This is a genomic window from Shimia sp. FJ5, assembly GCF_032918335.1.
GTDB classification, from domain to species: domain Bacteria; phylum Pseudomonadota; class Alphaproteobacteria; order Rhodobacterales; family Rhodobacteraceae; genus Shimia; species Shimia aestuarii_A.
Map to the genome: position 1 here is coordinate 95,005 of NZ_JAWJUV010000002.1, position 24,573 is coordinate 119,577.

General features: G+C 60.1%; 20 protein-coding genes and 1 tRNA gene. 11 read left to right on the forward strand and 10 right to left on the reverse strand.

Annotated elements, in window-relative coordinates; genetic code table 11:
• The first annotated feature begins 8 nt into the window (after positions 1–8).
• Positions 9–1,553, forward strand: a complete 1,545-nt coding sequence (locus R1W01_RS07030) for a cryptochrome/photolyase family protein (protein ID WP_317275173.1) — start codon at positions 9–11, stop codon at positions 1,551–1,553.
• Here the strand turns inward: R1W01_RS07030 and R1W01_RS07035 are convergent.
• From R1W01_RS07035 to R1W01_RS07060, 6 genes are all read right to left on the reverse strand, one after another.
• Positions 1,550–3,556, reverse strand: coding sequence for a hydantoinase/oxoprolinase family protein (locus tag R1W01_RS07035; protein ID WP_297754916.1), 2,007 nt, complete (start codon positions 3,554–3,556; stop codon positions 1,550–1,552). The genes R1W01_RS07030 and R1W01_RS07035 overlap by 4 nt on opposite strands.
• Before the next feature lie 47 nt (positions 3,557–3,603).
• Positions 3,604–4,677, reverse strand: a complete 1,074-nt coding sequence (gene queG / locus R1W01_RS07040) for a tRNA epoxyqueuosine(34) reductase QueG (RefSeq protein ID WP_297754914.1) — start codon at positions 4,675–4,677, stop codon at positions 3,604–3,606.
• Entirely contained in the window at positions 4,658–5,323 is a 666-nt protein-coding gene (locus R1W01_RS07045; RefSeq protein WP_243613625.1) for a glutathione S-transferase family protein, read from the reverse strand. Before R1W01_RS07045 ends, queG begins: the two co-directional genes overlap by 20 nt.
• 73 nt (positions 5,324–5,396) lie before the next feature.
• The gene (gene mtgA, locus R1W01_RS07050; RefSeq protein ID WP_243613626.1) at positions 5,397–6,122 is read right to left on the reverse strand and encodes a monofunctional biosynthetic peptidoglycan transglycosylase; all 726 of its coding nucleotides are present in this window, start codon (positions 6,120–6,122) and stop codon (positions 5,397–5,399) included.
• A gap of 136 nt (positions 6,123–6,258) precedes the next feature.
• On the reverse strand, positions 6,259–10,797 hold the full coding sequence (gene gltB / locus R1W01_RS07055; protein ID WP_297754904.1) for a glutamate synthase large subunit: 4,539 nt from the start codon (positions 10,795–10,797) through the stop codon (positions 6,259–6,261).
• Positions 10,798–10,918: 121 nt separating this feature from the next.
• Entirely contained in the window at positions 10,919–12,352 is a 1,434-nt protein-coding gene (locus R1W01_RS07060; RefSeq protein ID WP_297754901.1) for an NAD(P)-dependent oxidoreductase, read from the reverse strand.
• Between the two features lie 220 nt (positions 12,353–12,572).
• On the opposite strand from R1W01_RS07060, the gene R1W01_RS07065 reads away from it, so the two are divergent.
• A complete protein-coding gene (locus R1W01_RS07065) occupies positions 12,573–13,376 on the forward strand; it encodes an undecaprenyl-diphosphate phosphatase (protein ID WP_297754898.1) in 804 nt (267 codons plus the stop codon).
• 47 nt (positions 13,377–13,423) lie between these two features.
• On the opposite strand, the gene R1W01_RS07070 is transcribed toward R1W01_RS07065, so the two are convergent.
• Entirely contained in the window at positions 13,424–14,404 is a 981-nt protein-coding gene (locus tag R1W01_RS07070) for a complex I NDUFA9 subunit family protein (protein WP_297754895.1), read from the reverse strand.
• Between the two features lie 175 nt (positions 14,405–14,579).
• On the opposite strand from R1W01_RS07070, the gene R1W01_RS07075 reads away from it, so the two are divergent.
• Positions 14,580–14,666: transfer RNA gene (locus R1W01_RS07075), tRNA-Leu, on the forward strand.
• A 58-nt stretch (positions 14,667–14,724) separates the two neighbouring features.
• Here the strand turns inward: R1W01_RS07075 and R1W01_RS07080 are convergent.
• Both R1W01_RS07080 and R1W01_RS07085 read right to left on the reverse strand, forming a co-directional pair.
• Positions 14,725–15,699: a PleD family two-component system response regulator gene (locus tag R1W01_RS07080; protein ID WP_317275174.1), complete on the reverse strand. Its 975-nt coding sequence runs from the start codon at positions 15,697–15,699 to the stop codon at positions 14,725–14,727.
• A gap of 176 nt (positions 15,700–15,875) precedes the next feature.
• Positions 15,876–16,634 carry an acyl-homoserine-lactone synthase gene (locus R1W01_RS07085; RefSeq protein WP_317275175.1) on the reverse strand — a complete coding sequence of 253 codons (759 nt, stop codon included), beginning with the start codon at positions 16,632–16,634 and terminating at the stop codon, positions 15,876–15,878.
• Positions 16,635–16,838: 204 nt separating this feature from the next.
• On the opposite strand from R1W01_RS07085, the gene R1W01_RS07090 reads away from it, so the two are divergent.
• The 8 genes from R1W01_RS07090 to ptsN all read left to right on the forward strand — a co-directional run bounded on the left by R1W01_RS07090 (position 16,839) and on the right by ptsN (position 23,130).
• Positions 16,839–18,176, forward strand: coding sequence for a HAMP domain-containing sensor histidine kinase (locus R1W01_RS07090; protein ID WP_317275176.1), 1,338 nt, complete (start codon positions 16,839–16,841; stop codon positions 18,174–18,176).
• Between the two features lie 187 nt (positions 18,177–18,363).
• A complete protein-coding gene (locus tag R1W01_RS07095) occupies positions 18,364–18,975 on the forward strand; it encodes a ribonuclease D (protein WP_243613521.1) in 612 nt (203 codons plus the stop codon).
• Positions 18,975–19,943, forward strand: a complete 969-nt coding sequence (locus tag R1W01_RS07100; RefSeq protein WP_297754881.1) for an SIS domain-containing protein — start codon at positions 18,975–18,977, stop codon at positions 19,941–19,943. Before R1W01_RS07095 ends, R1W01_RS07100 begins: the two co-directional genes overlap by 1 nt.
• Before the next feature lies 1 nt (position 19,944).
• Positions 19,945–20,553 (forward strand): LPS export ABC transporter periplasmic protein LptC, encoded by a 609-nt coding sequence (gene lptC, locus R1W01_RS07105; RefSeq protein ID WP_243613529.1) that lies wholly within the window; start codon positions 19,945–19,947, stop codon positions 20,551–20,553.
• Positions 20,554–20,565: 12 nt separating this feature from the next.
• A complete protein-coding gene (gene lptA, locus R1W01_RS07110; RefSeq protein WP_243613519.1) occupies positions 20,566–21,054 on the forward strand; it encodes a lipopolysaccharide transport periplasmic protein LptA in 489 nt (162 codons plus the stop codon).
• Positions 21,054–21,812, forward strand: coding sequence for an LPS export ABC transporter ATP-binding protein (gene lptB, locus R1W01_RS07115; protein ID WP_243613518.1), 759 nt, complete (start codon positions 21,054–21,056; stop codon positions 21,810–21,812). The genes lptA and lptB overlap by 1 nt, the downstream gene beginning before the upstream one ends.
• Positions 21,813–22,055: 243 nt before the next feature.
• On the forward strand, positions 22,056–22,619 hold the full coding sequence (hpf, locus tag R1W01_RS07120; RefSeq protein WP_243613517.1) for a ribosome hibernation-promoting factor, HPF/YfiA family: 564 nt from the start codon (positions 22,056–22,058) through the stop codon (positions 22,617–22,619).
• Positions 22,620–22,665: 46 nt separating this feature from the next.
• Positions 22,666–23,130, forward strand: coding sequence for a PTS IIA-like nitrogen regulatory protein PtsN (ptsN, locus tag R1W01_RS07125; RefSeq protein WP_243613516.1), 465 nt, complete (start codon positions 22,666–22,668; stop codon positions 23,128–23,130).
• Between the two features lie 7 nt (positions 23,131–23,137).
• On the opposite strand, the gene R1W01_RS07130 is transcribed toward ptsN, so the two are convergent.
• Positions 23,138–24,568 (reverse strand): sulfotransferase family 2 domain-containing protein, encoded by a 1,431-nt coding sequence (locus tag R1W01_RS07130; protein ID WP_297754876.1) that lies wholly within the window; start codon positions 24,566–24,568, stop codon positions 23,138–23,140.
• Positions 24,569–24,573: the final 5 nt, after the last annotated feature.

A 24,573-nucleotide genomic window follows, 5' to 3' on the forward strand; every position in this document is an offset into this window, starting at 1 on the left:
TCACGGGCATGAGCAAATCAACCCTGCGCCTGATCCTCGGGGATCAGCTCACCCACACGCTCCCGGTTCTTTCCGGGGGCGATCCCGCCCGCGATGTGATCCTCATGGCCGAGGTTCTTGGCGAGGCGACTTATGTCAAACACCACAAGAAGAAGGTCGCGCTGGTCTTTTCTGCCATGCGCCATTTCGCCGAGGAATTGCGCAGCCTCGGCTGGACCGTGACCTATATCGCCTATGACCCCGCCGCGCCCGTGGCCTCGCTCTTTGACGCCGTGGCCGAGACACTCTCCAAGGGGGATTTCGACGCGGTATCTGTCACTGAACCAGGCGAATACCGCCTTTCGTCAGAGTTCGAGACATGGTCTGAACGCCTGAACCTCGCCGTCGATATCCTCCCAGATCCGCGCTTTCTCTGCGACCACGAGACGTTCCGCGTCTGGGCCCAAGGGCGCAAGCAACTGCGAATGGAGTATTTCTATCGCGAGATGCGCAAGCGCCATGGCGTTCTGATGGACGGCAAGAACCCTGTCGGCGGGCAATGGAACTACGACGCGGAGAACCGCAAGCCACCCAAGGACGGGCTCAATATCCCCGACCCCTATCAGATCGCACCGGACGAGATGACAGAGGCCGTCCTCTCCCTTGTCGACAAGGCCTTCCCGGACCACTTCGGCGACCTACGCCCGTTTCATTTCGCCGTGACCCGCGCAGATGCCTGCAAGATGCTCGATCATTTCATCGCCCACCGCCTTCCCCGGTTTGGCGACTACCAGGATGCGATGCTCACCGGCGAGCCGTGGATGTATCATAGCCATCTCGGCTTCTACCTGAACTGTGGGCTGCTTCTGCCCATCGAATGCATCCGCGCCGCCGAACGCGCCTATCACAAAGGCCACGCCCCCCTGAATGCGGTCGAGGGTTTCATCCGCCAAATCCTCGGCTGGCGCGAATTCGTGCGCGGGATTTATTGGCTTGAGATGCCAGACTACGCCGCAGAGAATGCCCTCAACGCCGACCGCCCCCTGCCGCCGCTCTACTGGGGCGCACCGACGCAGATGAACTGCCTCGCGCAATGCGTCGGAGACACCCGAAAATGGGCCTATGCCCACCATATCCAACGCCTCATGGTACTTGGCAACTTCGCCCTCCTTGCGGGCCTGTCGCCGGAAGAGGTCAACGAATGGTATCTGATCGTCTATGCCGATGCCTATGAATGGGTCGAGATGCCGAACGTCACGGGCATGGTGCTCTTTGCCGATGGCGGGCTTCTCGCGTCCAAGCCCTATGCCGCAAGCGGCGCCTATATCAATCGCATGTCGGACTACTGCAAATCCTGCCGCTATAGCCCGACGAAAAAGAACGGCCCCGATGCCTGTCCGTTCAACTATCTCTACTGGGATTTCCTTGACCGCAACGCCGGAACCCTCGGCCAAAACCCGCGCCTTGCCATGCCCTACCGAACGCTATCGCACATGAGCGACGAGAAACACGCGGCCAACCGCGAAGATGCCGCCCGCTTCCTGCGCGCACTCGACCGGGGCGACCCGGTTTAACCTTCTGCGATCCGGGGCCGCCCCGACGCCTCAACCGAGATATTCGCCTGAATGAAAACTTCGCGCCCTTCGGTTTCGGCGGTCTTGATATCGCGCGTGACGGTGATGCGAATACCTTCCGCTCCCGCTGCCTCGGCCTCTTGCCGGGCCAGCTCGGAAAGATGCGTTTCAAGGCGAGTTAGAGCCTTTTCTGACTCTGCAAAATCTTCTGGCCCCGCCTCGAGATGCACGCGGAACCGCCCTTCGGCCGGCGCACTGACTTCGCCGCTTTGCCGGATCGTCACCCGCCCCACGACCGCGCCAATCGCGTTCGCAACCCCCGCATGGCGCGGTAATTCCATCGCACAGCCAAGCCGCGCACCAACCGCTGGGTAATAGCTTCCCGCCGAGGCGCCAAGGCCGATCACCGGCTGGTTCAACCCGGCCTCGATCCGCACCAACCCCTTGTGTCCCTCAAGACCGCGCCGCATCAACACATGCCGCGCAAGCACCTCTGGCGCGAGGTCGAAGGCCTCCCCCTCCTCGGCAAAAGCAGTCTCTAACAAGGCCAGAACGGTCTGTTCTGTCAACTGATCCACGATGATCCGCGCCATGTCTTCCGCCTCCGGCGCGAGCCGGTTCCCCGACCCCGTGCGCCGCCGCCCAAAGAGCAAGAGCGCCTTTTCCGCCGCCTCCTTGTCCCACGCTGCAACCGTGCCGAGGACATGGCTCGCGTCCGACGGCGTGACACCCGCGATCTGCACCAATCCGCGCTCGACAAGGCGGCGCAGGGGCTTCTGCTCCATCCGTGTGCGAATGATCTCGCCCACCGGCCTCACACCCGCGCCAATCCGTTCAAGGAGCGCCGCCTCTTTCGGCGAGAGACCCCCGGCCTCAATCCCCGGCACGGCACGCACGAACCGCCCGTCATATTCCCCCGGAGCGCTCTGGCGAAGTTGCGCGTCCAGCGCGCGATGCACGATCTCCGGCGCTTCCATCGCGACAAGGGACACCGGCATAAGACGCCTTGGCCCAAGCGTCACACCGCCCTTGAGCCCCTCACCGATGAAATGTACCTCGCTATCGCCGCCAAGCCCAAAGGTCCGCATCGCCACGGCCTCGACCATCGTGCGATAAGGACCAACCCGTGCACCGTCTGGGTCAATCGCGGGCCGCCCGTCGCGCAGCACGGCAATATCCGTGGTCGTGCCGCCAATATCCGACACAAGCGCATCGACTGCCCCCGTCATCCACCGCGCCCCGACAATCGACGCCGCCGGCCCGCTCAGGATCGTTTCGATCGGACGCCGCCGGGCGAACTCCGCCGAGATAAGCGCCCCATCGCCCCGCACCACCATCAAGGGCGCGGTCACGCCAAGTTCGCCCAGCCGCGCCTCGGCCCGCGAAATGAGCCGGTCAATCATCCCGATCAGGCGGGCATTGAGCACTGCCGTCAGCGCCCGCTTCGGCCCGTTGAGTTTCGAAGACAGGTGATGCGAGGCGCTCACGGGGCGCTTGGTGATCTCGCGCACCATCGCTGCGGCGCGTTGCTCATGCGCCGGGTTGCGCGTCGCAAACTGCGCCGCAACCGCATAGCCCGATACGTCCTGACCATGTTCGGCAAGCCATGCTGCGAGGCTCTCCTCATCCAACGGCGTCTTCTGCTCGCCCGCGTAATTATGCCCGCCCTGTAGAATGAGCACAGGATCACCGGCCAAGGCGTCCAGAACACCATGCTTTTCAAGGTCACTCTCGGCAAAACCAATGAGGATCAACGCCACACGCCCGCCCTGTCCCTCGACAAGAGCGTTGGTGGCAAGCGTCGTCGAAAGCGAGGCGAGGGAAATCTCCTCCGGCGCGATCCCGGCCTCTGCAAGAACCGCCGCCACCGCGTTGCCGATCCCCTCGGCAAGGTCGTGGCGCGTCGTGAGCGCCTTGGCCGAGGCCAGTACCTCGCGCTCGTCCCGGATCAACACCGCATCCGTGTAGGTGCCGCCCGTATCAACGCCGAGTGCTACCGTCATCGCATCGTCCCCTTGTTCGCGCGCTTGTTCTGCCCTGAAATCAGGCTCTAATCCTGCCTGTTTGCGACCTTTGCAAGCCGCTCTTCCGCCCAAGTCGCGGCATCGGCCACCGTCTCGTCCGGGTCGCCCTTCAATCTGCGCACTTGGGCAAGAAACGCCGGATCGCCGCTATTTCCGATGGCATAGAGCACATTGCGCACGAACCTGTTCCGCCCGATCCGCTTGATCGGACTGCCCGAGAACTTCGCCCGAAACGCCGGATCATCAAGCGCCGCCAACTCACTGAGCTTTGGCGCAATCAGATCGTCCCGCGCATGATACCGCATCTCGCGCGCCTCGACGGCGAACTTGTTCCACGGACAGGCGGCAAGACAATCGTCGCAGCCATAGATCCGATTCCCGAGCAGCGGTCGGAATTCATGATCCACCGGTCCGTGATGTTCGATAGTCAGGTAAGAGATACAGCGCCGCGCATCGATCTTGTTCGGTGCTGGAAAGGCGTTGGTCGGGCAGGCATCAAGACAGGCACGACAAGACCCACAATGGTCGATTTCCGCCGGATCAGGGTCTAATTCTATCGTCGTGAACACCGACCCGATAAAGAACCACGACCCGAGATCGCGGCTCACGAGGTTGGTATGTTTCCCCTGCCAACCTAAGCCCGCCGCCTGTCCCAAGGGCTTTTCCGGCACTGGCGCGGTATCGACAAAAACCTTGACCTGCGTCGCGTCCCCGGTCTCGGCAATGAGCCATCGGGCAAGCCGCTTCAGCCGCTTTTTGACGAGGTCGTGGTAGTCTTTGTTCTGAGCATAAACCGAGATCGCCCCGCGATCCGCCTCTCCATGCACCGCCGTGGGATCATGCGCGGGCGTGTAGCTTTCGCCAAGAACGATGACCGACCGCGCCTCGGGCCAGAGCGCGGACGGATCGCCCCGCCAATGCGCCCGGTCGGCAAGCCAACCCATCTGCCCCTGATACCCTTTGCCCAGAAACCCGGCCAACCCTTCCGGCACATGCGGCACGGCGTCGGGGCGGCAAATCCGGCAGAGATCGAACCCGATCTCTTTGGCTTCGGCCACAAGCCGCGCCTTGAGATCGTCCTTAGAAGTCGAGATCGGCATAGTGCGCAGGCGGCGGGAAGCCCGGAATCTGGTCGGCAAGGATCGACCGGAAGGCAGGCCGTGACTTGATCTTGGCGTACCAATCTTTGACCGCCGCCGACCGGTTCCAATCCACGTCCGAGATATAGTCGAGCGACGACAGATGCGCGGCCGCAGCGAAATCTGCGAGGCTCATCGCATCCCCGGCAAGCCAGCGGCGATGATCGAGAAGCCAGGCCATGTAATCGAGGTGGTACTTGATCTTCTGCGCGCCCGCCTTGACGTTTTTGCTATCGGGATAGCCGAGGCCCATCACCTTCTTGTTGACCCGCTCGTAAAGGAGCTTCGACGTCACCTCGTGGTGGAACTTGTCATCAAACCACGCCACGAGGCGGCGCACTTCATAGCGTGCATCCACATCTTTCGGCATGAGCGGCGTCTCTGGGTATTTCTCGTCGAGATACTCACAGATCGCCATACTCTCGGCCATCATCTTGCCGTCGATCTTGAGAACCGGGACTTTTGCCGCCGGGTTGCGGCGCAGGAAATCGGCATCCTGTTCCCAATACCGTTCATCGACAAGTTCAACCTCAATGCGTTTCTCCGCCAGCGTGAGGCGGACTTTGCGGCAGAACGGTGAGAGTGGGAAATGGAACAGGCGATTCATCGAAACTTCACTAGGCTTTGGGACGGTCCTCCCTCAATGCCCGTTCAGGGTCCGGTTTTCAATCCTCGAAAACCTAGGCTCCGCCCGCGAAACAATCTGCGCGGCCATCAACGCGGATCGTCTCTGCACCATCGAGAATCTGCGCCGACCGCGCCCGAAGACCATTGCCCGGCCGGACAGCGGAATACCGCTTGGGCGAGGGCAGCACCGCCGCGAGCCGCGCCGCCTGCACCGGGGTCAAGGCATCCGGCCCAACCCCAAAGTGATGCCGTGCCGCCGCCTCGATCCCGAACACGCCCTCATCAAACTCTGCCACGTTCACATAGACCTCTAGGATGCGCTTCTTGGTCCATGCAATTTCGACCAAGGGTGTGATCAGCGCCTCAAGCGCCTTACGCAACCAACTCCGCCCTTGCCAGAGATAGACATTCTTGACCGTCTGCTGGCTTAGGGTCGAGGCCCCGCGCCCCGAACCTTCGGCGAGCGCGGCCTTGATCGCCTGCACGTCGAATCCCCAATGCAGGCAGAAGTTCGCGTCTTCCGCTGCTACGACCGACCGCAAGAGAACCGGGGCCACTTCCTCGATCGCGACCCATTCGCGATCCACCTCGCCAAGGCGGGCTTTCTCGCTCAGGATCGTGATAGTGGTTGGCGGATTGATGATCCGGAAGACAAGCACCGAGAGAATCAGGATCGACACGCTCCAGAGAGCGATCTGCCGCAACGGCCTGCGCACGCGACCCCAAAGACGTGCCCCAATGCCAATTCGCTTTGCTTTCTTGGTCTTCGACTTGGCCATGAAACCCTGCTGCTCAAAATACTCTCGGGAATAAGGCCCCCAGCGCGCCGAGGCAACCGGCACCATGTCGCCCCCATCAAAGAAAAGGCCCCGCCGATGCTCTCGACGGGGCCAATCCTGATGATCTGTGCCGCGACTACTCTGCGGGCATCGCTTCTGGCTCTTGCGTAAGCGGTGCGGGCAGATGCGCCAGCATTTCTTTCGGGCAAACCTGAAGGAAGTTCGCCTTCTCGATGTCCCAGTGCTGAAGAATATCGGCGGCCTTGCGGCTTCCGGTCTCGCGCACATGGCGTTCGATAAGGCCCTTGAGCTGGTCTTCCCAATGCTGAACTGCAACCGGGCCGATGACGAGCGTCTCGAGGTTCATGACGTTCTCCGCCTTGCCGTCCGGATCATGAAGATAGGCCATGCCGCCGGTCATGCCGGCGCCAAAGTTCGCACCAATCTCGCCAAGGATCACGGCGACGCCGCCTGTCATGTATTCACACCCGTTCGAGCCACAGCCCTCGACCACGACTTTCGCGCCCGAGTTACGGACGGCGAAACGCTCGCCCGCGCGGCCCGCGGCAAAGAGATGCCCATCGGTCGCGCCATAAAGCACCGTGTTGCCGATAATCGTGTTGTCCGACGCCGTGAGCGGGCTGACCTGCGGCGGGCGCACGACAACCGTGCCGCCCGAAAGGCCCTTGCCGACATAGTCGTTGGCATCGCCCGAAACCTCGATCTTGAGGCCCGGCGCAGCAAAGGCACCAAGCGACTGACCAGCAGAGCCGGTAAGCTTGACCGTAAGGTGATCGTCCTGAAGCGCGTTGCGCATACCGAAGTTGCGCACGATATGGCTCGAGGTGCGCGTGCCCACGGTCCGGTGCGTGTTCTGCACCGCATAGGAAAGCTGCATCTTCTCGCCATCTTCGAGGAAGCGATGCGCATCGCGCACGATCTCCGCATCGAGCGTATCCGGCACGGCGTTACGCTCTTTGTTGCGGTCATAGACGATATCTTTCGCACCATCGACCGTGATCAGGAGCGGGTTCAGGTCAAGATCATCGAGATGCGCGGCACCCCGGCTCACCTGCGCGAGAAGGTCCGCGCGCCCGATCACCTCGTCCAGCGTCCGCGCGCCGATCGACGCGAGGATCTCGCGCACTTCCTGCGCGTAGAAGGTGATGAGGTTCACGACCTTATCGGCATTGCCGGTATATTTCGCACGAAGCTCCGGGTCCTGCGTGCAGACGCCCACCGGGCAGGTGTTCGACTGGCACTGACGCACCATGATACAGCCCATCGCGATAAGTGCCGCGGTGCCGATGCCATATTCCTCGGCCCCCATCATCGCCGCCATGACGATGTCGCGACCCGTGCGCAGACCGCCATCGGTCCGAAGCGTGACACGGCTGCGCAGGTTGTTCATTGCGAGAACCTGATGCGCCTCGGTAAGGCCCATCTCCCACGGCAGACCCGCATATTTGATCGAGGTCGCCGGCGATGCACCCGTGCCGCCATTGTGGCCCGAGATGAGGATCACGTCCGCCTTGGCCTTGGCCACACCGGCGGCAATCGTGCCGACACCCGACGACGCGACGAGCTTGACCGTCACCTTACAGCGCGGGTTGATCTGCTTGAGGTCATAGATCAGCTGCGCAAGGTCTTCGATCGAGTAAATATCGTGGTGCGGCGGCGGAGAGATGAGCGTGACGCCCTTCGTCGAGTGCCGCAGACGCGCGATCAGGTCGGTGACCTTCATCCCCGGAAGCTGACCGCCCTCGCCGGGCTTGGCGCCCTGCGCGACCTTGATCTCAAGCTCTTCACACTGGTTGAGGTATTCGGCGGTGACACCGAAACGCCCCGACGCAACCTGCTTGATCTTGGCCGACGGGTTGTCGCCATTCGGCTCCGGTACGAAATGCGCCGGATCTTCCCCGCCCTCACCCGAGTCGGACTTGGCCCCGATCCGGTTCATCGCGACGTTGAGCGTCTTATGCGCCTCCGGGCTAAGCGCCCCAAGCGACATGCCCGGCGTCACGAACCGCTTGCGGATCGCGGTGATCGATTCGACCTCTTCAAGCGGGATCGGCTTGCCGATGGGCTTGATGTCGAGAAGGTCGCGCAGGTGGATCGGCGGATTGCTCCGCATCGCACCCGAATACTGTTTCCAGAGCTCGTAGGACGCCTTGTTACAGGCCGCCTGCATGAGGTGCATCGTCTGTGCGCCCCAAGCATGGGTCTCGCCCGATTTCCGCGCCTTGTAGAAGCCGCCAATCGGAAGCACATCCTGCCCCGAGACAAAGCCCTGCGCGTGGATTTCCTCGACCTTGCGCTGAATACCGCTCACCCCGATCCCGGAGATACGGCTCGTCATGCCGGGGAAGAATTCCGCACACATCGCACGGCTCAGGCCCACGGCCTCAAAGTTGAGACCGCCACGATAGGACGAGATGACCGAAATACCCATCTTCGCCATGATCTTGAGAAGACCCTGGTCAATCGCCTCACGATATTTCGCAACGGCGGTGGTCAGGTCCATCTCGAGAAGCCCGCGCTCGATCCGGTCGGCGAGGCTGTCCTCTGCAAGATAGGGGTTCACGACCGTCGCACCCGCGCCGATCAGCACGGCAAAGTAATGCGGGTCGATACATTCCGCCGACCGCACGTTGAGCGAACAGAAGGTCCGAAGCCCCTTGCGCGTCAGGTGGCTATGCACCGCGCTGGTGGCAAGGATCATCGGCATCGCCACGCGGCTCTCGCCCTGTGCCTCGTCGCTGAGGATGATGTGGCCCGCGCCGGAGCGCACCGCGTCCTCGGCCTCGGCCCGGATCCGCTTGAGTCCGGCCTGAAGCGCACCCGCGCCCTCGCCCGCCCCAAAGGTACAGTCGATCCGTACAACCGTGTCGTCAAACGCCGCAAGAAGCTTGTCGAACTGCGCGTTGCCGACAAACGGGCTCTCAAGCATGACGATCTCCGTCTGCGAGCCGTCCTCGTCGAGCACGTTCTTGAGGTTGCCGAACCGCGTCTTGAGGCTCATCACGCGGTATTCGCGAAGGCTGTCGATCGGCGGGTTGGTCACCTGGCTAAAGTTCTGGCGGAAGAAATGCGACAGCGGGCGGTATTTCTTCGAAAGAACCGCGCTCGGGGTGTCATCACCCATCGAAGCGAGCGATTCCTTCCCGTCCTCTGCCATCGGCGACAGGATCTGCTCGAGCTCTTCCATCGTATAGCCCGCTGCGATCTGGCGCTTGCGCAGTTCGGCCCCAGAGAAGATCGGCTTCTCCGGCACGTCGGCAAGGTCGCCTTCAAGGTCTTTGATCTTGTCGACCCACTCGTCATAGGGGCGCGCATTGGCAAGGCAGTCCTTGAGTTCCTTGTCGTGGAACAGCTTGCCCTCTTTCATGTCCACGGCGATCATTTGCCCCGGACCAAGCGCGCCTTTTTCCACAACCGTCGCCTCATCGGTCGGCACCATGCCAACCTCGGAGCCCGCGATCAGGAGGCCATCGCCCGTCACAACATAGCGCATCGGGCGCAGGCCGTTCCGATCAAGACCGCCACAGACCCAGCGACCGTCCGTCATCGCAAGCGCAGCCGGACCGTCCCACGGTTCCATGACCGAGTTGCAGTAGGAATACATGTTGCGCCACGTTTCCGGCAGTTCGACCGCGCTCTGCGACCAGGATTCCGGAACAAGCATCGTCTTGGCCATCGGCGCAGACCGTCCGGCGCGCACGAAAACCTCGAACACACCGTCAAGCGCGGCCGAATCCGACGCACCGCCCGGCACGATCGGCTTGATGTCATCCGCAAGCTCGCCGAAATAGGCGCTCGCCATGCGGATTTCATGGCTCTTCATCCAGTTCAGGTTGCCCTTGAGCGTGTTGATCTCGCCGTTATGCGCCAACATGCGGAACGGTTGGGCGAGCCACCACTGCGGGAAGGTGTTGGTCGAATAGCGCTGGTGATAAAGCGCAAAGGCCGACTCGAACCGCTCGTCCTCGAGGTCCGGGTAGAACACCGCGACCTGTTCGGCGAGCATCATGCCCTTGTAGATGATCGACCGGCAGGAAAGAGACGCAATGTAGAGGCCGGTGATATTCGCCGCCAGCGCCGCTTTCTCGATGCGACGACGGATCACGTAAAGCTCGCGTTCAAAGGTCTCTTCGTCGACACCCTTCTCGTTCGAGATCAGGATCTGCTCAATCTCGGGACGCGTTGCATTGGCCTTCTCACCAAGGCAGGTCGTGTCGACCGGCACGTGGCGCCAGCCATAGATGTGATAGCCCATCCGCAGGACTTCGGTCTCAACGATCGTCCGGCAGGCTTCCTGTGCGCCGAAATCCGTACGCGGAAGGAACACCTGACCAACAGCAATAAGCTCGTCCATGCGCGGCTTGTGGCCGGTGCGCTCAATCTGGTCATAGAAGAACGGAACCGGGATCTGCACGTGGATGCCCGCGCCGTCGCCGGTCTTGCCATCAGCATCAACCGCACCCCGGTGCCAGATCGCCTTGAGCGCGGTGATCCCCGCCTCGACAACCTTGCGGCTCGGTTTGCCATCAATCGACACGACGAGGCCAACGCCACAGGAAGAATGTTCTTCCTCTTCGCTATAGAGACCGTTCTCGGCCATCCACTTGCGCTTGGCTTCTTCCTCGCGGACCCAGTTCTCATCATACTTGGTCATGGTGTAACCCTTTCTCAATCCTTTTGGTCAGGCTGGCTGACCTTCGGTGCGGGGCCGTCTCTCCGGCTCTCTAAATCGCACCGATGCAATACCGACGTAATACCGACGTGATACAGAACGCTTATTCTGCCGCCACCGAGGCCCCCGCATTGAGGCGGTCCAGGATCGCATCGGCGCAATCGCGCCCGTCCTTGATCGCCCAAACAACAAGGCTCGCGCCGCGCACGATGTCGCCCACGGCATAGACCCCGTCCATCGCGGTCGCGCCTGTGGTGAACTCGGCCTTGACGGTGCCCCAACGGGTCACTTCAAGCTCCGGCTGATCCCAGAGGGTCGGCAGGTCTTCCGGCTCAAAGCCAAGCGCCTTGATGACGAGATCGGCCTCTTCGACGTAATCCGCGCCCTCGATCACTTCGGGCGATTGACGGCCCGTCACATCCGGCAGACCAAGGCGCATCCGCTGCACCATCACGCCGTTGACCGGATCGCCGCTAAAGCCCTTCGGCGCAGCAAGCCATTCGAACACGACGCCCTCTTCCTCGGCGTTCTGCGTCTCGCGCTGCGAACCGGGCATGTTGGCGCGGTCACGACGGTAGAGACATTTGACGCTCTCCGCGCCTTGACGGATCGCCGTGCGCACACAGTCCATCGCGGTATCGCCGCCGCCGATGACGACAACCTTTTTGCCCTCGGCATTAAGCTCGCCGCTCTCGTATTCCGCGACCGTGTCACCAAAGTTGAGACGGTTGGAACAGGTGAGGTAATCAATCGCGCGCACGATCCCCTTGGCGGTCGAACCGGGGCCGCTAAGATCGCGGGTCTTGTAGACGCCCGTCGCAATGATCACTGCATCATGTGCCTTGCGGATCTCATCGAAAGAGATGTCCTCGCCCACGTTACAGTCCATCTTGAAGGTGACACCGCCCTCTTCAAGCTGCGCATTGCGGCGCATGACGATATCCTTCTCGAGCTTGAAGCCCGGAATACCATAGGTCAGAAGGCCGCCCGCACGGTCATAGCGGTCATAGACCGTGACCTGCACGCCCGCGCGACGCAGACGGTCCGCCGCCGCAAGACCACCGGGGCCCGCGCCGATGATCCCGACGCTCTCGGGGCGCTCCTGCGCCGGGGAGATCGGCTTGACCCAGCCTTTTTCCCATGCCGTGTCGGTGATGTATTTCTCGACCGAACCAATGGTGACCGTGCCGTGACCCGATTGCTCGATCACACAGTTGCCTTCGCAAAGACGGTCCTGCGGGCAGATACGGCCACAGATTTCCGGGAAGGTGTTGGTCGCCTGGCTGATCGCGTAGGCTTCTTCAAGACGGCCAGTCGCCGTCATGCGAAGCCAATCCGGGATATTGTTGTGCAGAGGGCAATGCGACTGGCAATAGGGCACACCACATTGCGAGCACCGGCTCGCCTGTTCGGCCGCCTTCGCATCCGCGTATTCCGCATAGATCTCGTGGAAATCCTTTGCCCGCTCATCCGCCTCACGCTTTTCCGGCATGGTGCGTTCAACAGACACAAATTTCAGCATGGGTTGCTTGGCCACGACAGCTGCCTCCTGATAATCTTGGTCACGCGCTTTTATATAAAGCCGAAACAAGAATAAAGTCACATGTGCTGACCTAAATGAAGAAATATCGTCGCTGCACCGCAACAATAGGCGGAAATCCGGCGTCATTTATGTCCGGTTCGGACATAAATTAGGACTTTCTAAATATTTCCAATAGCTTATACCCTAGGTTAAACGGCGAAAGGACTCACCCACCATGAGCTTTTTTCACATCCTACTGGTCGCCATTATCCAAGGCGTGACTGAGTTTCTCCCTGTAAGCTCCTCAGGGCACCTGATTCTCTTGCCGAATCTCACCGGCCTCGACGACCAGGGGCAGGCCATAGATGTCGCGGTTCACGTCGGCACTTTGGGCGCCGTCGTGCTCTTTTTCTGGGCTGATGTGCGGATCGCTCTCGCGGGCCTGCCGCGCCTTCTTACTGGGAAGATCGACACACCCGGAAGCCGCCTCGCCTTCCTTCTCATCATCGCGACGATCCCGGTCGTCATCGCGGGTCTTATCCTCAAGCTCACGGGCCTGAGCGATGCTATGCGGTCTATAACGGTGATCGGCTGGACGATGCTCGGCTTCGGTCTTGTGCTGTGGTGGATCGATCAGACGGGCGCATCCGAAAAAACAACCGAAGATTGGTCCCTGCGCGATGCTATCACTCTCGGCCTTTGGCAGGCCGTGGCCCTTGTTCCCGGCACCTCCCGATCCGGCATCACAATCACCGGCGCGCGCTACCTCGGCTATGGCCGGAGCGAGGCCGCCCGCATCGCCATGCTTATGTCGATCCCGACGATCCTCGCCAGCGGCACGCTCCTCGGAATCGAGGTCGCGGGCAATGCCGACATGGCAACCGCCCGCGACGGCGCCATTGCCGCAGCTTTTGCCTTTGTCGCCGCGCTGCTCGCCCTCGGCATCATGATGCGGCTTCTGAAATCGGTGAGCTATACGCCCTACGTGATCTACCGTGTGATCCTCGGCGCTGTGCTGCTCGTCATCGCATACACATAGGGCGGACACTTTCGCATCCGCCCCTTAATCATTCGAGAGTATGTGCTTTAGGCGCGCAGGTTCCGGGCCGAATCCTTGATCGCGTCATACTGTCCTGATGGGCGGAAGCGCCAAAGGTAATCCGGCAGGATCGCGCCCATATTGACCGGGGCAATCCCGAGATCAACAAAGCCCTTGGCCCCTTGCGACACAACATTGTCCTTGCGCAGGAGCTTGACCTGATCGCGGGTCAGGATCTTGTTCTCGATGAGACCCATGAGAACCGCCTGCACCATGTCGAACCCGAACCCCATGAGGCGCGCAATCCAGAACGGCACATTGAGGATAAGACGGCGACGATGCACCACCTCGAGCATCTCTTTCATCAGATCCCGAAGCGTTTCGACATCCGGCCCGCCAAGCTCATAAAGGCCTGTCGCCTCGCCCTTGATCCCCATCACGGCCGCCTTGGCCACGTCATCGACATAGACCGGCTGAAACTTCGTCTCGGCCCCGACGAGCGGCAGGATCGGACCAAGCCGCGACATCGACGCAAAGCGATTGAAGAAACTGTCATCCGGCCCGAACAGGACCGACGGGCGCAAAATCATCGCGTTGGGCATATGCGCGAGAACATTAGCCTCACCCTCGGCCTTGCTGCGGGCATAGCCACTGTCGGATTCGGCATCTGCGCCAATTGCCGACACATGCACCATCGTCTCGATCCCGGCCTCCGCCGCGAGACGTGCCACACGGCCCGCGCCCTCGGCCTGAACCGCTTCGAATGTATTCTTGCGATGCTCGCCAAGCACCCCGACACAGTTCACAACCGCATCCGCCCCGGCCATCGCCGCGGCCACGGACGCATCGTCACGGATATTGCAAAGAACCGGCTCCACTTGCCCAACCGCGCCATAGGGTCTGACGAACATGGCCTCGTTCGGACGACGCACCGCCACCCGCACGAGCCAGCCTTCCTGCGCCATACGCCGCGCGATGTGCCGCCCGACAAAGCCAGAACCGCCATAGATGGTCACAAGTTTCGGCATGGGAACCCTCCGAGGTCAGAAATCTGCCAAGAGAAATACGCCTCTTGACCCCCAAAACGCAAGGCGCAAACCCTGTTTCAGCCCAAGAAACAGGGGGCCAAAAATCGCTCGAAACAGAAGAATCGCCGTTGACAGTACCTTGCAGCAGGTCTAAACGCCTGCCTCACCAACCCGTGCCCAGATGGCGGAATTGGTAGACGCGCTAGCTTCAGGTGCTAGTGTCCGTATGGACGTGGAGGTTCGAGTCCTCTTCTGGGCACCATTTCTTCCCTAGAATATCCTGCACTCTGAACACCGCTTGGCATGCAATCGTGTGCGCCCTACTGCTTCATCGCTTCGCGCAGCAGGAAGAGGTGTTTCTCCTCCGAAAGGCTCGGGGTGCCTGCGACCTGCGCTTTGCGAATGGCCTGTTGCAGGATGACATTGGCGCGCCGCTCTCCGAAAAGGCCATTGCGCACCTGATTGCCAACCCGCACGCGCGGCGTCGGAAGGTCTTTTACGGCATAGCGGATATAGGACTTGGCAAGGGTGGCATTGATCTCCGCCTCAAGAGCGGCCATGTTGATCGTCCCGCGCCGCAGGGTCACCACGATGAAATCCCCCGCGCCAGCATAGGTAAACATGAACCTCTGCGCCTCGAGCCCCTTGGCAATCGCTGTCGCCACCTCGTCCAGCGCCTCAAAGAAGCCAGAGGACTCGGACCGAACATAGATCTGCGAAGCGGTCTCAAAGTGAATACCAAAGGCCGCGTGCGCAATAAGCCCTCGCCTGTCGAGCGTCATAAGGTAGTTTTCAAGGGCGAGGTATTCGATCGCGTTTTTCTGGCCCCGAAGTGGCACAGGGGCATCAAAATCTATCACCCGGGGATAGCATCTTTCGCCCTCTTGCAAACGCTCGGCGGCCGCCGCGATCTGGATCTCCTCATGGATACGGGCCGCCATGGAAAGCCGCGAACGGAGCTCTTCGGGGTCAAGCGGTTTGGTGATGTAATCTGTCGCGCCAGAGGCAAATGCGTCATTGATGAGATGTCGGTCCGCGACCGCCGTCAGCATGAACATCGGCACATCGCGCAGCGGCTTCATGGTGCGCAACTCTGCACATAGCGCGACCCCGTTCATCTCGGGCATGAGAATATCGAGGAAGAACGCATCGAAAGAACCCGGCGTATCCCGCACGATCTTCAAGGCCTCGGCGGCCGAAGTCACAGTGTGCAGTTCATGCTGCGCGTCCTGTTTCATGAAGCTCTTTAGAACCTCAAGAAAGTTCGGGTCGTCGTCTACGGCGAGGAACCTCATGTCGCCTCCGTCTTGAATTGGCCAAGGGACAACCTAGGGGCGAAATTGGCCCAAAATGGGGCGCTCAAGAGAAGGATTGCGGCAATAGGTACGATCCACTCCTCGCCAAAAGAGAACGAGAAGCTGAATACAACCTTGGGTATTCTAATCGCAGATGGATCAGGTCGGTTCTGACGCTAGACTTTCATCAATGCGGCCTGAACGCGGTCCCCTTCGATCTTCATCACTGGACCGACCGCCGTCGCCTCCATATCGATCCGCTTGAGCCAACGCCGGAACACGGCCGGCACGATCCCGATCACATGCGTTGCGCCGACCGACCGCGCCGCCGCAGCCATCCCTTTCATCAGCGCACTTTGCACCAACGCCCGATCTTTCGCCGGGACTTTATCGGTCACGAATAGACGCGTCGCCTCCCATACATCGTCACGCACCGGGGCCTCGTCATAGAGCATGTCGAACGGCAGCCCCTTGAGTTGGCCAAGCTGGGCGTCGCGCAGCATGTAACTATGGTTTCCGCACTCCGCGGTGGTCGGTGAGATCCGTGCGCCGCCAAGAATAACGTCCTGATCATGCACAACAATCCATCGGGCCAGCGGCGTATCGTACTGATCGAACTCCATCCCGTCGGTCTCGGGCAACTGCCAGCCCTTCTGCACGATGAACACCTCGCGGCGCGCCTGCAAATACTTCACGAGCAGATCGCCATATCTATGGACATTCTTCATCGAGAGGATCGTTGTCGTGTACTCCCGAGAGTCGTGCGCTTCGGGCACCTCGTCAGGCTTCCGGACCCGCTTCTTGCGGTAGCCATAGCTATTGACCCATTTCTTTAAAAGACCTGCCGAAGATCGGCGGTCTAGCTCGTGCTGCGGCACAAGCTCAGGAAAGACCCGACTCGCCTTTCGACTTCGAGAATCAACCACTCGCTCCATTTGACGCCCCAGCCGCTCACCCAACTTCGTCAACAATCTCCTTAGAGTTGACACATTGTCGCCAAGTTAGCAATTTAAACGTGTGTGAAGAATGCCCTTTCCCGAGAAACGTGTTGCCGTTGCAGTTCGCGACACGCAAATTGTTTACCAACAGGTCAACCCAACTAGATGGGACTTCGTGAGCAGGCGAGAACTGAGGACGTGATGGATCAGACGAGCAGCGACCAGGCACTATTGGCGCGCCAGATCAAAGACTATTGTCAGGTCGGCATTGACCTGATCTGGCAGCGACAGATCATCTTCGGCGCCGCCCTTGCTTTGGCGGCCTTCTACTATGATGTCTGGCTCGCGCTTGGCGTGCTTGTTTTCGTGCTGACTTCTGAAATCTATGACTGCTGGGTTTTTAAGCGCGCCTTGAATTGGAACGGCAAGGACCGCTCCACCGAGAAGCGTTTCATGTGGCAGATTTATATCGGCACCATTCTTAGTGCTTCGGTCATCTCAGGCTATGCGATCGGTATTGCGGTGCTTCAGGGGCACACGACTCACTTCATGCCATTGTTCTTCCTATTCGCCGCCGCCCTGTTCGCGGCAATGAACAACCATCAGCTCAAATCCGTTCTGACGATCCGCCTTCTGATTTACGGCGCGACTTTTCTCTACATCCCGATCCGCGACATCGTGCTAACCGATGCGCCGCTGAAATCGGAGCTCTGGGCACAACTCTTCACGAGCCTTTTCGTGCTCTTCTTCATCATCGACAGCTCGCGCCACTACCTGCAGCTCTACAGGACGCAAGTTGCCCAGATGCGGCAACTGCGTGTCGAGCATGAAAACTCACAGATGGCCTATCGCGCCAAGACGGAATTCGTCTCGACAATGAGCCATGAATTGCGCACGCCCCTGACCTCGATCAAAGGATCGGTGGACCTTGTGAACTCCGGCATTCTTGGAGAGCTACCGGATCAAGTGAGTAAGACCCTCAAGGTGGCACAGAGGAATTGCACCCGCCTGCTCACACTGATCAACGAAATCCTCGACCTGCAAAGCGTCGAAAGCGGCCGTGTGACCTTTGAAACGGAAACGCTCGACCTCGGCGAAACCATCGAACAATCCGTGTCCGACAACGAGCCCTTCGCCTCGCGGCTAAACGTGCAGGTCGATTTCACCGCGCCAGCAGGGTCCGTCTGGGTCAACAGCGACCGCGCCCGCCTGCAACAGGTTTTCTCCAACATCCTGTCAAACGCCGCTAAGTTCTCACCCGCAGATAGCACGGTCGACGTCCGCACCGAAGTCGGCCAAAGCCATGTTGACATTCTCTTTAGCGACAAGGGCATCGGCCTATCCGAAGAAGACTATGACAAGGTCTTTGACCGCTTTACCCAGATCGACTCGTCCGACACGCGACAGATTGGTGGCACAGGGCTTGGGATGAATATCTCCAAGCGGATCATGGAGGCACTCGGTGGATCGATCTCCTACCGCAAGAACCCTGATCGCGGCACAACTTTCATTGTCCGGCTGCCCCTTTCAGAGGTCTGAGGCACGCGCATTGCTATCCCACAATCGTCAAGCACCAACGCCGCCAACACCTCAAGAACGCATAGGAATCCGCTGTCTTTCTCTCTCGCGACGCGGCAAGTCCGGCGCTGCCGTATCGCCATCTGTCATTGAAACGGCGACACGAAACCCGTAAGTCCTCTCTATCCGGTTATTCCGAGGCATTGAGATGGCGAACCACCTATATCAGAACGATCTTCCCGACGATCTCGACCTTGGCCCTGTTGTGGCCATCGATTGCGAAACGATGGGGCTCAACCCCCATCGCGATAGGCTCTGCGTGATCCAGATGTCGGGCGGTGACGGGAACGCCCACCTTGTGCAGGTCGCCAAGGGCCAGACCGAGGCGCCCAATCTCTGCCGCATGCTCGAAGATCCGAACGTGCTCAAGCTGTTTCACTTCGGCCGCTTTGACATCGCCGCGATGTATAACGCCTTTGGCGCCCTCACCGCGCCGGTCTATTGCACCAAGATCGCGTCCAAGCTCATCCGCACCTACACGGATCGCCACGGTCTCAAGAACCTTCTTCAGGAACTTATTGGCGTCGACATCTCCAAACAGCAGCAGATGAGCGACTGGGGAGCCGAAACCCTGACCAATGCACAACTCGACTACGCCGCCTCCGACGTGCTCTACCTGCACCAGTTGCGCGACGAGTTGAACAAGCGCCTCGACCGCGAAGGCCGCACAGAGATGGCGCAGGCCTGTTTTGATTTCCTGCCCATGCGCGCGAAGCTCGATCTCGCGGGCTGGCCCGAGCAAGATATCTTCGCACACTGATGACCCATTCGCACGCATTCCTCGACACCGCCCGCCGCGTGATCGCCACCGAAGCAGACGCCCTGCGCCAGCTCGGCGAAGGTCTTGACGGGGATTTCGACAAGGCCGTGGAAACCATGCTCTCGGCCAAAGGCCGGATCATTGTGTCGGGTATGGGGAAATCCGGCCACATCGCCCGCAAGATCGCCGCAACCCTTGCCTCGACTGGCACCCCCGCTCATTTCGTGCACCCTGCCGAAGCCTCGCACGGTGATCTTGGCATGATGGCCCAGGGCGACGTCGCGCTTGTTTTGTCGAACTCGGGCGAAACGCCGGAACTCGCAGATGTCATTGCCTATACCCGCCGCTTCAACATCCCGATGATCGGCGTCGCAAGCCGGCCCGGCTCGACCCTAATCAAGCAATCGGACGTGGGCCTGATCCTGCCGCCCGCCGAAGAAGCCTGCGGTTCTGGGATCGTGCCAACGTCCTCGACCACAATGACACTTGCGCTTGGCGATGCCCTCGCGATCGCCCTCATGGAGCACCGCCGCTTCACGCCCGAACATTTTCGCGAGTTCCACCCTGGTGGCAAACTCGGCGCTCAGCTTTCCCGTGTCAGTGACCTGATGCACAAGGAGAACGCGTTGCCGCTGGTGTCCGAGGACACATCGATGGCCGACGCGCTTCTCGAGATTAGCCAGAAAGGTTTTGGGGTTGTTGGCGTCACCGATGCAAACGGCGCCCTCGCCGGAATTATCACCGACGGTGACTTGCGTCGTCACATGGACGGCCTTCTCGATCACAGCGCGCGCGAAGTCATGACCCGCGCTCCAAAGACCATTCCGCCAGAGGCACTTGCCGAAGAGGCGGTTGCCCTGATGAACGCGCGCAAGATCACCTGCGTCTTCGTGATTGACCCGCAAAGTGATGGCGCACCGCTCGGCCTCTTGCATATCCATGACTGCCTGAGGGTTGGGCTTGGCTGAGATGGTCCGCGTTGGGATGACATACTCCCGGCTTGTCGCCATCCTCAAGGTCGCCCTGCCGCTGATCGCACTCGGCTTGCTTTCGACGCTCTTTCTCGTCTCCAACCGGATCACCGACAGCACCGCCTCCATCCCATTTGCCGAGGTCGATCTCGCTCAGCGCGCCCGCGAACAACAGATCACCGCCCCGTTCTTTTCCGGACGCACAACAGCAGGGCATCTCGTTGCTTTTGCAGCAGAGTCCGCGCGTCCCAACCTCGAAGACCCGACCCGGTCATCCGCCACGAAGATGGACGCCCGTATCGACTTTACCGATGGCTCTCGCATCAACATGACCTCGGAAACGGCCGAGATCGACAACGGAAATCACATCGCCACACTGCTGGGTGATGTTCAGATCAAAAGCTCGGCAGGGTATGATATCCGCTCTCAAGAGCTTATCGCGCACATGCGCGACGGCAGACTCCTCTCGCCCGGCACAGTCCATAGCACCGGCCCCGGCGGCGATCTAACTGCTGGTCGCCTTGAGGTGACAGAGGACCAGGCCACCGGAGAAACCACTTTGTTTTTCTCCGAGGGTGTGAAATTGATATATGAGCCCGTGGATTAATCGAGGTCGCCCGTGTCTTTCATCAAAGTTTTCTTCATTTCCCTTGCTCTTGCCCTCCCCTCCGCCACCCTAGCCCAAGGGTTCGAGGTCGCCTTCGGGACTTCGCAGGAAAATTCGGATCTTCCGGTCGAGGTAAATGCAGACTCGCTCTCTGTGGATCAGGAGAACGGCACGGCGATATTTCGAGGCAATGTGCGGATCAAACAGGGCACCATGCGGATGTCTGCCCCCGAGGTGCACGTCTTCTACAACGATTCGAACTCTGGCATTGCGCGGCTCGAAGGCTTTGGCGGCGTGCTTCTCGTCGATGGCCCGGATGCTGCGGAATCAAAAGACGCCGTCTATAGAGTCGAGGACAGCATCGTTGTCATGACGGGCGATGTCCTCGTGACCCAAGGCACGAACACGCTCCAATCCCAGAGAATGACCGTCAATCTCGAGACCGGCACCGCCCAGATGGAAGGCCGTGTAAAAACGATCATGCGGACCGAGGATAATTGATGGCATCTCCCGATTTGACTGTGACCGAGAGCGCCTCCGGCCTTCGGGTCGACAATCTGCGCAAGAGCTATCGCAAGCGCACGGTGATCCGCGACTTCTCTATGGTGCTGAACCGTGGCGAGGTGGTTGCCCTGCTCGGCCCCAACGGTTCCGGTAAGACCACAACGTTCTACGCCATCGCCGGCCTCATCATGCCGGAAGGCGGACGTGTGACGCTCGACGGACGCGATGTCACACATCTCCCGATGTATCGCCGCGCCAAGCTTGGCATCGGCTATCTTCCGCAAGAGATGTCGATCTTCCGTGGCCTCACGGTCGAGGAAAACATCACTGCCATTCTCGATATCACGCAGAAAGATCGCCACAAACGACGTGAACGCCTCGAAGAGCTTCTGTCTGAATTCTCGATCGAGCACCTGCGCCGCGCGCCTGCCCTCGCGCTCTCCGGCGGCGAGCGCCGCCGGGTTGAAATCGCACGCTGCCTCGCCGCCGACCCGAGCTATCTTCTCCTCGACGAGCCCTTTGCCGGTGTGGACCCCATTTCGGTCGGCGATATTCGCCATCTCGTGGCAGACCTCAAGAAACGCGGCATCGGCGTGCTCATCACCGATCACAACGTGCGCGAGACACTCGAGATCGTCGACCGCGCCTATATTCTTCATGACGGCAAGGTGCTCATGTCCGGGACACCGGATGACGTGGTCGAGAACGAAAACGTGCGCCGCGTCTATCTCGGCGACAATTTCCGCATCTCCTGACTCGGTCAATTGCGCGGGAATGTGCCGCTGAATCTTGTGATGGATCATTGACAATCCCCCGCCCGAGGGCGTCAAATACTCCTATGACATTTTCGGACTCGCACTGCTATCTCGTGCGGCCTTTCCAAAGGCCCGATGGCGGGCAAGCAACGAAAATGTCCTATCCCAGCATACGAACCTGAACGATCACGCTCGCTTGTCGCCCGTGGTTCGGGCCGTCATGTCAAAGAAAAGGAAAACAGGATGCGCTATCAGATTACCGGAAAACAAATCGACATCGGTGATGCCCTTCAGACTCATGTGAAGGACGAGCTAAGCGCCGTCGTATCGAAATACGCCGAGCGCCCGACCGATGCCAACATCGTCTTTTCCAAAAGCGCACATGAATTTGTATGTGAGGCAACCGTTCACCTCTCCACAGGTCTGACCGCTCAGGCCAAGGCGCACGCGACTGAGATTTACGGCGCTTTCGACGGTTGTGCTCAAAAAATGGAAAAGCAACTCCGGCGATACAAGCGTCGATTGAAGGACCATCACAAGGAGCGCGCGGAACCGGTTGAACTCTTGGGCGCGTCCTCGTATATCCTCGCCTCAGAAGGGGAATCCGAGCAGGCAGAGCCCGATACGCTCCAGCCCATGATCATCGCCGAGATGGAAACCAAAATTCCATCGCTTAGTGTCGGCGAGGCCGTGATGCAGATGGAGCTCGCAGGTGTGCCTGTCGTCGTTTTCCGCAACGAGGCAAAAAACGGATTGAACGTGGTCTATCGCCGTGAAGACGGCAATATCGGCTGGATCGATCCATAAGGACAAGCGGTAGCGGCGAGACGCCCTGCCCGGAGAAATTGGCATTATGGATCTGTCGAAAATCCTCAAGCCCGAGGCGGTCAAAGTTGTTTCGTCCGCCTCGAGCAAGAAGCGTCTTTTGCATGCGATCGGAGAGGTGGCCGAGTCGGCCTATGGCCTCGATGCGTCCCGTGTTGTGGAGGCTCTTCTTGAGCGTGAAAACCTCGGTCCAACCGGCGTGGGACATGGCGTTGCCCTGCCCCATGCCCGCCTAGAAGGCCTCAGCTCTGTGGTCGGCGCTTTCGTGCGCCTTGAAAAACCCGTTGATTTCAACGCTGTCGACCGCCAGCCGGTCGACATCGCCTTCGCCCTCTTCGCACCGGAAGACGCCGGCGTGGAGCACCTGAAGGCGCTCGCTCTTGTCTCTCGGACTCTGCGTGAGAATGCGATTTGCGCCAAGCTGCGCGCCAATCAGGAAACACAGACGCTCTATTCGATTCTGACCGAATCCCAGAACGTTCAAGCCGCCTAAACCGGCACTAGCGCCAGCGATCAAATCCGAAGTTCAGGTAGTCGCGTTGATAGATGTCGGCAACCAAAGCCTCGATCTCGTCATCATAGACCGCATCCAATGAAAACGGCTCGTCCGCACCGGCCTCTTCGGGGTCGGGCGGCTCCATATGGCCAACTTGCATCGCCAATGCCGGAAGATAGCTCTCCATGTCTTCCTCGCGCACGATGACATCGGGAAAGCAAAGCTCTCCGAACCCCTTGAGAATCGCCGACTGCGTCGCCCAATGCCCATCGATTCGAATACTTGTTTGCCCGGCAAGATTCGCCTTCACGAAGGCGAGATAGCCAAGAAACGCCTCTCGATGCGCGTCGAGATCATATCCCGCCCCCGGCGCCCCATCCGGAAGCGGCACCTTATAGAGCTTACGTAGGGACTTGCGGATTGCCGCGAAACTCCCTTCTTCGATCGATAGCACCCGACGACAGAACGCGGCATGCGCCCGTGCCACCGGGTGACGCAATACGGTAAAGGTGCGGTGCCCTTTGTTGTTGCGACGCCAGATGCGCAGGTCTTTCTGATTGCCCTTGGTCGGCAAGTCATCCACGGATACGCCGTCGAGCGCTGCCATCCACGCTTTCACTTGCGTCTCCGGCCCCGACCGCATCGGCATGAACAAAAGCGGCGTTTCGGCCCCCATGACATAGGTCGGCACTGCCGGGTTGCGGCGCGGCTCAAAATTCGGTGTCCGGGTGAGGTTGAACCGATCCAACTCTGCCAGCGCGTCCGACACGTCCTCGATATTGGCGACTTTCTTCGAGATCGGACTCAGGTTCTGCCGTTTGAGAGAGGTATCAAGCGCCTCGAGCGTCTCTTCCACACCAAGGAACTTCGCAAGGCCATTCATGACCTCGACATCCTGTAAATCCTCATAGGCGACATAGAACGCCGTCTGCCCCGTGGTCTGGAGCCGGTTCATAAGCTGGACCTGAAACGCCTGAAGCTCTTCGACATGGGCGCGGAACTCGTCCTTGTCGAATTGGATCTTCCCTGCCTCCTTGCGCCGCCGCACATCGGTAAGCTTCCACTGCCCCGTCGCCCGTGCGATTTTGAGAGACACGTAGCTGTCGATTGGATTGCGCGTTAGCACAATCTTGGCACATCGCGGATCGGCCAGACAGGTGTCGAGGATTCGCGGATCATGGTCGTGGAAATAGCGAAACCCACCAAGAACCCCAACCTGCCGCCGGATCACCTTGATAAGCTCGAACGGATCCTGCGTCCGCGTTTCAAGGGTCACACCAAGGATATCATCCTTGTTCGGATAACCGATGAAATGCGGATTGAACGCCTCCCCGTAACAGGCGAGCCCCTCGAAGGCATTGAGGTTCGTCTCAAGGAAATTGGACCCCGTCCGCATCTCCGCGAACACAACGAAATAATCAAAGGAATTCGGCATCGGCT